At 72.6% G+C, this 9,568-nt stretch carries 15 protein-coding genes; 6 read left to right on the forward strand and 9 right to left on the reverse strand.

From position 1 onward, the window contains the following. Positions 1 to 476, reverse strand: a 476-nt coding sequence (locus tag ABD317_RS28650) for a sirohydrochlorin chelatase (protein WP_425582457.1), incomplete at its 3' end; no start/stop codon positions are given. Between the two features lie 160 nt (positions 477 to 636). Here ABD317_RS28650 and ABD317_RS28655 point away from each other — a divergent pair. Continuing rightward, the gene (locus ABD317_RS28655) at positions 637 to 2,733 is read left to right on the forward strand and encodes a molybdopterin oxidoreductase family protein (protein ID WP_344293414.1); all 2,097 of its coding nucleotides are present in this window, start codon (positions 637 to 639) and stop codon (positions 2,731 to 2,733) included. 83 nt (positions 2,734 to 2,816) lie between these two features. Here the strand turns inward: ABD317_RS28655 and cutA are convergent, their stop codons facing one another. The 5 genes from cutA to ABD317_RS28680 all read right to left on the reverse strand — a co-directional run bounded on the left by cutA (position 2,817) and on the right by ABD317_RS28680 (position 5,206). After that, positions 2,817 to 3,140, reverse strand: coding sequence for a divalent cation tolerance protein CutA (gene cutA / locus ABD317_RS28660; protein ID WP_027753295.1), 324 nt, complete (start codon positions 3,138 to 3,140; stop codon positions 2,817 to 2,819). Further along, the gene (locus tag ABD317_RS28665) at positions 3,137 to 3,916 is read right to left on the reverse strand and encodes a sulfite exporter TauE/SafE family protein (protein ID WP_344293416.1); all 780 of its coding nucleotides are present in this window, start codon (positions 3,914 to 3,916) and stop codon (positions 3,137 to 3,139) included. Before ABD317_RS28665 ends, cutA begins: the two co-directional genes overlap by 4 nt. A 154-nt stretch (positions 3,917 to 4,070) precedes the next feature. Then, complete coding sequence (locus tag ABD317_RS28670; protein ID WP_344293418.1) at positions 4,071 to 4,508, reverse strand: hypothetical protein; 438 nt, start codon at positions 4,506 to 4,508, stop codon at positions 4,071 to 4,073. A 68-nt stretch (positions 4,509 to 4,576) separates the two neighbouring features. Next, positions 4,577 to 4,702: a hypothetical protein gene (locus tag ABD317_RS28675; protein ID WP_344293420.1), complete on the reverse strand. Its 126-nt coding sequence runs from the start codon at positions 4,700 to 4,702 to the stop codon at positions 4,577 to 4,579. 378 nt (positions 4,703 to 5,080) lie between these two features. After that, positions 5,081 to 5,206: a hypothetical protein gene (locus ABD317_RS28680; protein WP_344293422.1), complete on the reverse strand. Its 126-nt coding sequence runs from the start codon at positions 5,204 to 5,206 to the stop codon at positions 5,081 to 5,083. Between the two features lie 219 nt (positions 5,207 to 5,425). Between ABD317_RS28680 and ABD317_RS28685 the strand changes: the two genes are divergently transcribed. From ABD317_RS28685 to ABD317_RS28695, 3 genes are read left to right on the forward strand one after another with little or no spacing between them, the layout of a single operon-like run. Then, positions 5,426 to 5,677: a hypothetical protein gene (locus tag ABD317_RS28685; protein ID WP_344293424.1), complete on the forward strand. Its 252-nt coding sequence runs from the start codon at positions 5,426 to 5,428 to the stop codon at positions 5,675 to 5,677. Further along, positions 5,640 to 6,167 (forward strand): DUF6879 family protein, encoded by a 528-nt coding sequence (locus tag ABD317_RS28690; protein ID WP_344293426.1) that lies wholly within the window; start codon positions 5,640 to 5,642, stop codon positions 6,165 to 6,167. The genes ABD317_RS28685 and ABD317_RS28690 overlap by 38 nt, the downstream gene beginning before the upstream one ends. 21 nt (positions 6,168 to 6,188) lie before the next feature. After that, positions 6,189 to 7,037 carry a helix-turn-helix domain-containing protein gene (locus ABD317_RS28695; RefSeq protein WP_344293428.1) on the forward strand — a complete coding sequence of 283 codons (849 nt, stop codon included), beginning with the start codon at positions 6,189 to 6,191 and terminating at the stop codon, positions 7,035 to 7,037. Positions 7,038 to 7,100: 63 nt separating this feature from the next. Here the strand turns inward: ABD317_RS28695 and ABD317_RS28700 are convergent, their stop codons facing one another. Together ABD317_RS28700 and ABD317_RS28705 are read right to left on the reverse strand one after the other, a co-directional pair. Further along, positions 7,101 to 7,316: a DUF397 domain-containing protein gene (locus ABD317_RS28700; RefSeq protein ID WP_344293430.1), complete on the reverse strand. Its 216-nt coding sequence runs from the start codon at positions 7,314 to 7,316 to the stop codon at positions 7,101 to 7,103. Further along, the gene (locus ABD317_RS28705; RefSeq protein ID WP_344293432.1) at positions 7,313 to 8,230 is read right to left on the reverse strand and encodes a helix-turn-helix domain-containing protein; all 918 of its coding nucleotides are present in this window, start codon (positions 8,228 to 8,230) and stop codon (positions 7,313 to 7,315) included. The genes ABD317_RS28700 and ABD317_RS28705 overlap by 4 nt, the downstream gene beginning before the upstream one ends. A 144-nt stretch (positions 8,231 to 8,374) precedes the next feature. On the opposite strand from ABD317_RS28705, the gene ABD317_RS28710 reads away from it, so the two are divergent. Then, a complete protein-coding gene (locus ABD317_RS28710; RefSeq protein ID WP_344293434.1) occupies positions 8,375 to 8,731 on the forward strand; it encodes an ATP-binding protein in 357 nt (118 codons plus the stop codon). 68 nt (positions 8,732 to 8,799) lie between these two features. Here ABD317_RS28710 and ABD317_RS28715 read toward each other — a convergent pair whose 3' ends face one another. After that, positions 8,800 to 8,934, reverse strand: a complete 135-nt coding sequence (locus ABD317_RS28715; protein ID WP_344293436.1) for a hypothetical protein — start codon at positions 8,932 to 8,934, stop codon at positions 8,800 to 8,802. Positions 8,935 to 9,024: 90 nt separating this feature from the next. On the opposite strand from ABD317_RS28715, the gene ABD317_RS28720 reads away from it, so the two are divergent. Continuing rightward, positions 9,025 to 9,568 (forward strand): FAD-dependent oxidoreductase (locus tag ABD317_RS28720; RefSeq protein WP_344293438.1); only part of this gene is annotated, 544 nt, incomplete at its 3' end.

Raw genomic sequence — 9,568 nt, forward strand, 5'->3', positions numbered from 1 at the left:
CACTCGGCCGGGCCGGGCCGGCTGCCTGCGGCCGGCCGGCCAGCCGGACTCGGCGGGCCGGCGCCGTACCGTCTGCCGGCCGCGTCGGGCCCGGGTGCCCCCGCCTCCGCTGCCGCCAGCGTCTCCGGGATGTCCCGCGTCACGTGGTGGCCCCGCCCGAACAGCAGCGGCACCAGCACCGCCTCGCCCCCCTCCCGCGCCAGCGCCCCCAGCGTGTCCGCCAGCAGCGGCTCGTTCAGCTCCACGTGCCCCAGCCGCACCGGCACCTCCGGCCGCAGCGCCCGTACCGCCGCCAGCAGCGCCCGTACGGTACGCACCGCCGCCGGATCCCGGCTCCCGTGCGCCACCGCCACCAGCGCCGGAACCCCCGGGCGGCCGCGCCCGGGGCCCGCCGCCGCCGGCCGCGCGCTCACCCCGGCGGCGGTCCTGGTCATCGGCGCTGCGGCGGTTCCCGGAGGCGGTGGTGTGGCCGTCATGGGGCGAGCCTGGCGCAGCGTCGTTGCGCCGCTGTTTCACCCCCGCGTCACCGTGTTGACGGCTGCTCACGCCCGCCCGACCCGTCCGCTGAGGACGGCGAACCCGTCCCGTAATATCGCTGTCCACCAGGGGTGACATCCGTCCCGCACCCTCGTGTGCATGAACGTCGACACCCACTGCCCGTACTGCTCGCTCCAGTGCGGCATGACGCTGAAACCCGCCGCCGAAGAGGGCGGGCTCGACGTGCTGGAGCGCACGGGCTTCGACGTCAACCGCGGCGCCCTGTGCGGCAAGGGCCGCACCGCGCCCGCCGTCCTGGACTCCGCCGCCCGCCTGACCGGGCCGCTGGTACGTGACGACCGCGACGATCCGGCAGCCCCGCTCCGCCCGGCCTCCTGGCCGGACGCCCTCGACCGGGTCGCCGCCGGCCTCGCCCGCGCCCAGGACGCGCACGGGCCGGACGCCGTCGGCGTCTTCGGCGGCGGCGGGCTGACGAACGAGAAGGCGTACGCGCTCGGCAAGTTCGCCCGTATCGTCCTCGGCACCTCCCAGATCGACTACAACGGCCGCTTCTGCATGTCCTCCGCCGCCGCCGCGGGCACCCGCGCCTTCGGACTCGACCGCGGCCTGCCCTTCCCGCTCGCCGACATCCCCCGCACCGGCTGCGTCGTCCTCGTCGGCGCCAACCCCGCCGAGACCATGCCGCCCGCCCTGCGCTACTTCACCGAGCTGCGCGCCAACGGCGGCACCCTCGTCGTCGTCGACCCGCGCCGCACCCGCACCGCCGAGCAGGCCGACCTGCACCTCGCCCCGCGCCCCGGCACCGACCTCGCGCTCGCCCTCGGCCTGCTGCACCTCGTGATCGCCGAGGGCCGCACCGACGACGACTTCATCGCCGCCCGCACCACCGGCTGGGCGGACGCCCGCGCCACCGCCATGGCGCACTGGCCGGAGCTGGTGGAGCGGATCACCGGCGTGCCCGTGCCGCAGCTGCGCCGGGCCGTGGAGCTGTTCTGCACGCCGGAGTCCGCCATGGTCCTCACCGCCCGCGGCCCCGAGCAGCAGGCCAAGGGCACCGACACCGTCGGCGCGTGGATCGATCTGTGCCTGGCCACCGGCCGCGCCGGGCGCCCGTACTCCGGCTACGGCTGCCTCACCGGCCAGGGCAACGGGCAGGGCGGCCGCGAGCACGGCCAGAAGGCCGACCAGCTCCCCGGCTACCGGCTGCTCACCGACCCCGACGCGCGCCGCCACGTCGCCGCCGTCTGGGGCGTGGACCCGGACACGCTGCCGGGCCCCGGGCGCAGCGCGTACGAACTGCTCGACGCGCTCGGCGCACCCGGCCCGGACGGCGTCCGGGCGCTGCTGCTCATGGGCTCCAACCCGGTGGTCTCCGCGCCGCGCGCCGCGCACGTCGAGCGGCGGATCCGGTCGCTGGACTTCCTGGCGGTCGCGGACGTGGTGCTGTCGGAGACCGCGGCGCTCGCGGACGTCGTGCTGCCCGTGACGCAGTGGGCCGAGGAGACCGGCACGCTCACGAACCTGGAGGGTCGGGTGCTGCTGCGCCGCCGCGCCGTCGACCCGCCGCCGGGCGTACGGGGCGACCTCGACGTGCTGCGCGGCCTCGCCGAGCGGCTGGCGCCGGCGCGGGCGGCGGGGTTCCCGGCGGCGGCCGAGGAGGTCTTCGCGGAGCTGCGACGGGCGTCGGCCGGCGGGAAGGCGGACTACTCGGGGATCACGTACGAGCGGATCGAGGCGGAGGACGGCGTGTTCTGGCCGTGCCCGGAGGACGGCGAGCCGACGCCGCGGATGTTCCTCGACCGGTTCGCGACGCCGGACGGGCGGGCGCGGTTCGCGGGCGTGCAGCACCGGCCGGCGGCGGAGGAGACGGACGCGGACTACCCGGTGTGGCTGACGACGGGCCGGGTACTCGCGCACTACCAGTCGGGCGCCCAGACGCGCCGGGTGGACGAGTTGAACGCGGCCGCTCCCGGCCCGTTCGTGCAGATGCACCCGCAGCTCGCCGCCCGCGTGGGCGCCGACGAGGGCGACCCGGTCGCGGTTCTCTCCCGACGCGGCCGGGCCGTCGCCCCGGCCCGGATCAGCGCGGCGATCAGGCCGGACACGGTGTTCATGCCGTTCCACTGGCCGGGCGCGGGGCGGGCGAACACGCTGACCAACCCGGCGCTCGATCCGGTGTCGCGGATGCCGGAGTTCAAGGTGTGCGCGGTACGGGTGGAGCGGGCGGGGGAGTAGGGGGCGTACGAACGGCTTCCCGTTCCGTACGGACCCGGGGGCGGCCGTGCGCTACGCCCCCCGGGCCCGTCCCGTACGCACCCTCAGCCCGCCGCCGTCTCGTCCGCCACCCACGCCAGGTACCCGGCGCTCCCGTGCGTCACCGGCGTCGCGATGATCTCCGGCTCGTCGTAGTCGTGCGCCGCCCGCAGGTGCGCCTCCAGCTCCGCGTACCGCGCCGTCGTCGTCTTGAGCAGCACCTGCCACTCCGTCGACTCCTCGACCGCGCCCTCCCAGCGGTAGACCGACGTGACCGGGGCGCTCACCTGCGCGCACGCCGCCAGCCGCGCCTCCACCGCGCCCCGGGCCAGCGCCTCGGCCTTCTCCCGGGCGTCCGCCGTCGTGAGTACCGTCAGAAAGTCCGTCATGCCCACTGATCGTAGGCGAGCTTGGCGACCAGCCCGACGACGGTGACGACCAGCACCCCGCGCACGAAGCCGCTGCCCTTCTTCAGCGCCATGTGCGCGCCGAGCCAGCCGCCGCCGAGGTTGAAGACCGCCAGCAGCGCGGCCAGCGACCACAGCACCGTGCCCTGGACCGAGAACACCACCAGCGCCCCGAAGTTGGTGCACACGTTCACGATCTTGGCGGTGGCGGACGCCTGCACGAGGTTCAGGTGCAGCACGGCGGTGAGCGCGAGCACCAGGAACGTGCCCGTCCCCGGGCCGATCAGCCCGTCGTAGAAGCCGATGCCCAGCCCCGCCACCGCCACCGCGGCGGCCACCCGCCGCGCCGTCACCGGACCGGTCGCGGGCGCGTCCGTGCCGAACGACGGGCGCAGCACCACGAACGCCAGCACCGCCAGCAGCACCCCCATGATCACCGGCCGCAGCACCTCGCTGCTCACCCCGGCGGCGAAGAACGCCCCCAGCGCCGACCCGGCGAGCGCCGCCGCCCCGATGCGCACCGCCAGCCGCACGTCGACGGGGGACTTGCGGGCGTACGTCACCGCCGCGGCGGTGGTGCCGACGATGGCCACGGCCTTGTTCGTGCCGAGCAGATACGCGGGCTGGTGGTGCGGATAGCCGAGGAGCAGAGCGGGCAGCAACAGCAGCCCGCCGCCGCCGACGACGGCGTCGATCCAACCCGCCGCGGCGGCGACGAGACACAGTGTGACCAGGGTGAACAGGGATATGTCGGGCATCGTGGGGGGAGCGTAACCCGGGGTGGCGGGCGGGTCGGTCGGCGGGGTGCTGGCCTGCGTCCTCGCCCCGCTGCCCGCGGCGTGGCTGTTCGCCGCTGCTCCGGCCGCGCGGGGGCGCGGCCGGAGGGGCCCGCGTTGTGCTGTCGGTGTGCTTTCAGCGGACGAGTGTGAGGGCCGACTTCATCAGCTCGCTGTCGTTGAGGGTGAGGGTGCCGGTGTGCAGTAGGTCGTGACCGTACGTCTGGTTGGCGAGTTCGATCCGGCGGTTGAGGCGCAGGTGCCAGTCGGTGTTCTTGATGTCGAGGCGGGGGCCGGAGCCGCCGATGCGGGCGGACCAGCCGGTGCAGATCACCCAGCTGGCGCAGGCGTTGTCGGGTCCGCCGCGGGATCCGTACAGGCCCTGGGCGTGGTGCGCCGCCGCGACCGCCAGGAGGTCGGGGTGTTCCAGTTCCGGTACGGGCAGGATGCCGACGATGGCGGTGGTGCCGAAGTGTCCGGTGGTGGTGTAGGCGAGCAGGCAGCGGCGGTCGGGCCAGTGGTGGGTGAGCGGGAAGACGGTGACCCGGCCGGTGCCGGTCTGCTCGCTGCCCATCGTGCTCCTGCCGGTCCAGGCCGGTCCCCGCGGCACCGAAGCCGCGAGGACCGGCATTGCGGGGTATCTCAGCGGTGGCCGGGGGAGGGGTTGCCGCCGCCTCCGTCGCCGTCTTCGATGTCGGTGTTGTCGTCCTCGTCGCCCGGGTCGCCCCGCACGTCGGGATTGATCGTCAGCGGGTTGTTGAGGGTCATCGGGTGTGCCTCCTCTCCAGCGCGCCCCGGAACGCCCGGGGCGGTCGTGCGGCGCCCCGCCTGCCGGGCCGGGCGGGTGCGGCAGGCGGGGGGGCGCGTCCGGCCGGGCCGATGTGCGGCCGGCCGGTCGGGGCCCCGGCCGGAGGGTTCGGTCGGCCAGGGGCGGGAGTTCAGTGGGCGGCGTGCTGCGGATGGGGACGGAGAAGTCGGTGGTGGCTGAGTGGTCGCCCGCGTTGCACACGTCCCGGCGGTCCTGGTCAAGCTGGCCGCAGGCCTGGCAGCAGCGGACAGGTTGTGCTCCCTTGCCGTCGCGGGCGGGAAGAAGCACAGGCGGTGCGGGGTAGGTCCGCCGACGGGGGCCCACATCGGTGCTCATGGTCACCGCCGCTCGCGGCAGCGCGGGCATGTGCACGGCGGCATGGTGCTGTTGAGCAGGGGAGGCAGGCAGTCGCGGGCGTAGTAGCTCTTCTTGCGCCCCCAGGTGCGCCCGCTGTCACGGGACACCCGCAGCGTCATCAGGGGTTCGCCAGGCGCCGACGGCGCATCTGCATGGGCGGCCATGTCTCGGACCGTAGGAGGGCCAGGTCCGGCAGGTCAGCAGAATTGCACAGACGTGCACGGCAGTTCAATCGCCTGTGTGTGCCGCACGTATGCCCTTGACAGTCTGGTGAATCGGCGTGATGGTCGTGCACGTCACCGCAATCTCTTAGGAGGCGAGTGGACGTGGCGTTACTTTTCTTCGGCAAGGATCCGCTGACCAAGACCAACAAGTCCCCCACGGTGTGGCTGGACGACACGACCAAGGACCTCGTCATGCAGGGCTGGATCGCAGACGATGCAACCCGGACCGAGTGCGAAAAGACGGGCAACATCCCGGACCACGAGACGGTGATCCGTATCCCAGCGCGCATGGTGCCGATCTTGAGGGAGGTGTGCGATGCCGCCGAGCGAACCCAGCTTCGAGGAGATGATTGACGCCGCCCAGCGAAGCGCCGTGCACCTGGAGATGCGCGACCAGTACGCCGTCTCCAGCGAGGACGATGACTTCAGGAGGTGGCGCGAGTCGGGGTCGGCAGTAGACGATCCGGACTCCGACTTCTGGCGCGAGTGGGTGGGCCTGGTACGGCGCACCGTGGCTCGTGGAGTCGCTGTCCGCCGAGTTCGGATTGTCTCCGAGCCCGTAACGGAGTACGTCCGCTACGAGCACGCGGGCACCCCGGTCAACCTCGGCGCTGGGGAGCAGGTGCGCTGGCTGCCGCGGCGCCGTGCGTCGGACCTGGCGCTTCCGGGGAACGACTTCTGGCTCTTCGACGGCCGCGTCGTCCTGTGGCACCACTTCAGCGGCGCTGGCGAATCGGTCGCCGACGAGGTGAGTGAAGATCCGGCCGCCGCGAAGCTATGCGCGTCGGCGTTCGAAGCCGTATGGTCCCGGGCAGTCCTGCACGAGGACTACGAGATCCAGTAACTCGAACGGACCCGCCGGCCCATGCCCACCTACCCCTCGGCCAGCGTCCGGGCCGCCCGCGAGGCGCTGGGCGTGCGTCTCAAGGAGATGCGTCTGGATGCTGGCCTGTCGGCCCGGGAGGTCGCGGAGCGCTGCGGCTGGCACCCGTCGAAGGCGTCCCGTCTCCAGAGCGCCCGCACCGTCCCCTCGGACGCGGACATCCGGGCCTGGTGTCGGGTCTGCGCCGCCGACGACCAGGCGGCCGACCTCGTGGCGGCGAACCGGCAGGCCGACTCCATGTATACCGAGTGGAAGCGGCTGCACCGTGCCGGAATGCGCCGGGTCCAAGAGGACTTCGTCCCGCTGTTCGAGCAGACCAAGACCTTCCGTACGTACTGCGCGGACGTCATCCCTGGTCTGGTTCAAACTCAGGAGTACACCACTGCCCTACTCCGGTTGATCAGCCAGTTCCACGGCGCCCCGGACGACGCCGAGGAGGCCGCCGCCGCCCGGGTCGGACGCTCCCACGTGATCCGCGAAGGAGATCATCGATGTGTGCTGGTCATGGAGGAAGACGTCCTCCATAAGCGCCTCGGCGGCGCCGCCGTGATGGCCGGGCAGCTGGGCCATCTGCTGAGCGTCATGGCGCTGCCGAACGTCTCCTTTGGCATCGTCCCCCGCACCGCAGACCGGGCGATCTGGCCGATGGAGACCTTCGACATCTTCGACGACCAGCGAGTACACGTGGAACTGCTCTCTGCACAGATCACGGTTACATCCCCGGGTGAGATCACCCTCTACCTGAAGGCGTTCGAGGAGTTGCGTCAGCTCGCGGTGTACGGGTCGGAGGCGCGGGCGTTGGTCCTGCGTGCGATCGAGGCGGTGGGCTGAGGGCACGACGAGACGTTCTCTGCACGGCCGCAGGGCCGTGCAGAGGACGGTCGTTGTGTTCGCTCAGACCTCGAAACGGCCCGCGCGGACGGCAGCGACGAGCCCGGCGAGTTGGTCGCGGGTCAGAAGCAGCGCGGGCCCCGCGGGGTCCTTGCTGTCGCGGACAGCAGCGCCCCGCTCGTCGATGATGCCGACCTCGACGCAGTCACCCTGGGCGCCGCTGTGGCTGGACTTCCACCAGGCCACGGCGAGGGTCGAGGCGTTGTCTATGTGGTTCATGCGTGATCCCTCTTCTCTGCGATTCGCTCGGCGGACGCATCGACCGGCAGGGCGGCAGCCTGCAGCCGGCTGATGGCGTCCCGGTAGACGCTGACCTGTTCCCGGTCTTCGACGTACACGGTTGCGGTCAGGCTTTCCGAGTGCGCCACGTCGAGGTCCCGATGCCCCTCGAAGCTGAGCACGGAGAATGAGCCCAACTGCCCGGCGTGCGGTGGGCTGTCCGAGGGGAGAACTTGGATGTTGACGTTCGGCCTCTTGTTGAGCAAATGCAGCCGGGCGAGTTGGTCACGCATGACGCCCTCGCCAGCGCACTGGGTGTCGAGGGCGCTCTCGGAGATGATCGCCCAGAGGTTGAGCGGTTTCTCCCGGGTGAGGACGGCCTGCCGGGCGAGGCGCACCTCGACCAGTGCGTCGACCTTGCCCTCCACCGCCTCGGACATCGCCGTCGCCCCGATGATCTCGCGAGCGTACTCGGCCGTCTGAAGCAGTCCCGGGATGACGGAACCCTGCCACGTGAACAGCGCCTCGGCCTCAGCCTCCAGGCTGATCAGATCCTCGTACACGGGCGACAGCACGCCGCGGTACGACTGCCACCAGCCGCGCCGGGCCCCCTCGCGGGTCAGCGCCAGCAGCGCTGCCCGCAACTCCGCGTCGGCGACTTCGTACTGGTCGAGCAGCGCCTCTACGTCGGCGGCCTTCGCCGCGCTTCGCGCAGTCTCCAGCCGGGACAGCTTCGCCACGGTGATACGCCCACCGGATTCCTCGGCCACCTCCTCCAAGGTAAGGCCGCGCCCGTCGCGGAGGGCACGTAACTTCGCGCCGAGCCTGCGCCGTCGCACTGTTGGTCCGCTCACTTCTCCTCCGCTCACGTGGTTCAGCTCGACAGTCTGCTGCGGGTGATCAGCTCGTGTCATGCCGACTCCCCCTTCGAGTGGCAAATCTTCACCGGAGATTGAGAATTCTCATTTTTTTGTGTGTTCGATTGCGGGCTCTAGTGGACCGGGAGCATCCTGCGGGGAGAACTGCGACACTGAGAGTGAGGGAGGAGCGCGGCGGCCGTGGGCCGCGCGCGCAGGTTCGTGGCCGACCACCTCGACGGATGCGCTCCGGAGCAGGCCGACGACATCCGCGTGTGCGTCTCGGAACTGGTCACCAACGCCCTGCAGCACACTCCTGCCGGTCGTCGCTTCCTGGTCCGAATCATCCGCATGGACACAGCCGTACGCATTGAGGTACACGACGCCAGCACCGCCACCCCGCACCTGTGCACACCCTCGGACACCGACGACCGGGGCCGCGGCCTGCTACTCGTCTCCGCGCTCGCGGACGACTGGGGGTATCCGACCGGCACCGGCCCCGGCAAGGTCGTCTGGGCCGCATTCAAGGTCCCGCGACCTGCGGTGGCCACATGCTGACGGCCCCGCCCGAGGCGCTCAGCCCCGGGTTCACTTCAACACCGTGCACCGCGCTGCCATGTCGGGGATCAGGCTGCCATCTCCTTACGCAGCCGGAGCAGTTTGGTGGATGCGGCGTCCTGGATGTCGGGGAAGGTGGTGCGGGTCGTGCGCAGGACGCGCTGCAGCCGTCGTGCGGTCCCGCGCTGCCCGCCGTCGCTCACAGCATCGGGCCAGCGGTGCTGAGGGCAGTGTTGCGTGCGGGAAACAGGGGGGATGCGGCGGGGTAACGGCGTCGGCGCAGGGTGGATGCTATGAGCCCTACCGTCTCCGTACCCGCAGCTCCGGCCGCTGCCGCCGCCGTCGAGGGGCGGCGCGTCGTGGTCGTCGGCGGCGGCATGGCCGGTACGCGGCTCGCGCGGCAGCTCGTGCCCGCCGGGGCGCGGGTGACGCTCGTCGGGGAGGAGCCGCACGCCGCGTACAACCGGGTGCTGCTCGCCGAGGTCCTCGCCGGGCGCTACGAACCGGGCGTGATCCGCCTCCCCGACCTCCCGGCGGCCCCGGCCGTCCGCACCCTGCGCGGCGTGCGCGCGGTGCGCCTCGACCGCGCGGCGCGGCTGGTGCAGTGCGACGACGGGCGGGCCGTGCCGTACGACGTGCTGGTGCTGGCCACCGGCGCGGGGCCGGTGCTGCCCCCGCTGCGCGGGCTGTTCGACGACACCGGCGGTGCGGACTCCGCGCTGCCCGCCGGGGTGCACGCCTTCCGCACCATGGACGACTGCCTCGCCCTCGCCGGGGCCACGACGCCCGGCGCGGCGGGCGCGGACGGCGGCGTCGGCCAGCTCGGCGTCGCGGGCG

The organism is Streptomyces synnematoformans (assembly GCF_039531005.1).
GTDB lineage: Bacteria > Actinomycetota > Actinomycetes > Streptomycetales > Streptomycetaceae > Streptomyces > Streptomyces synnematoformans.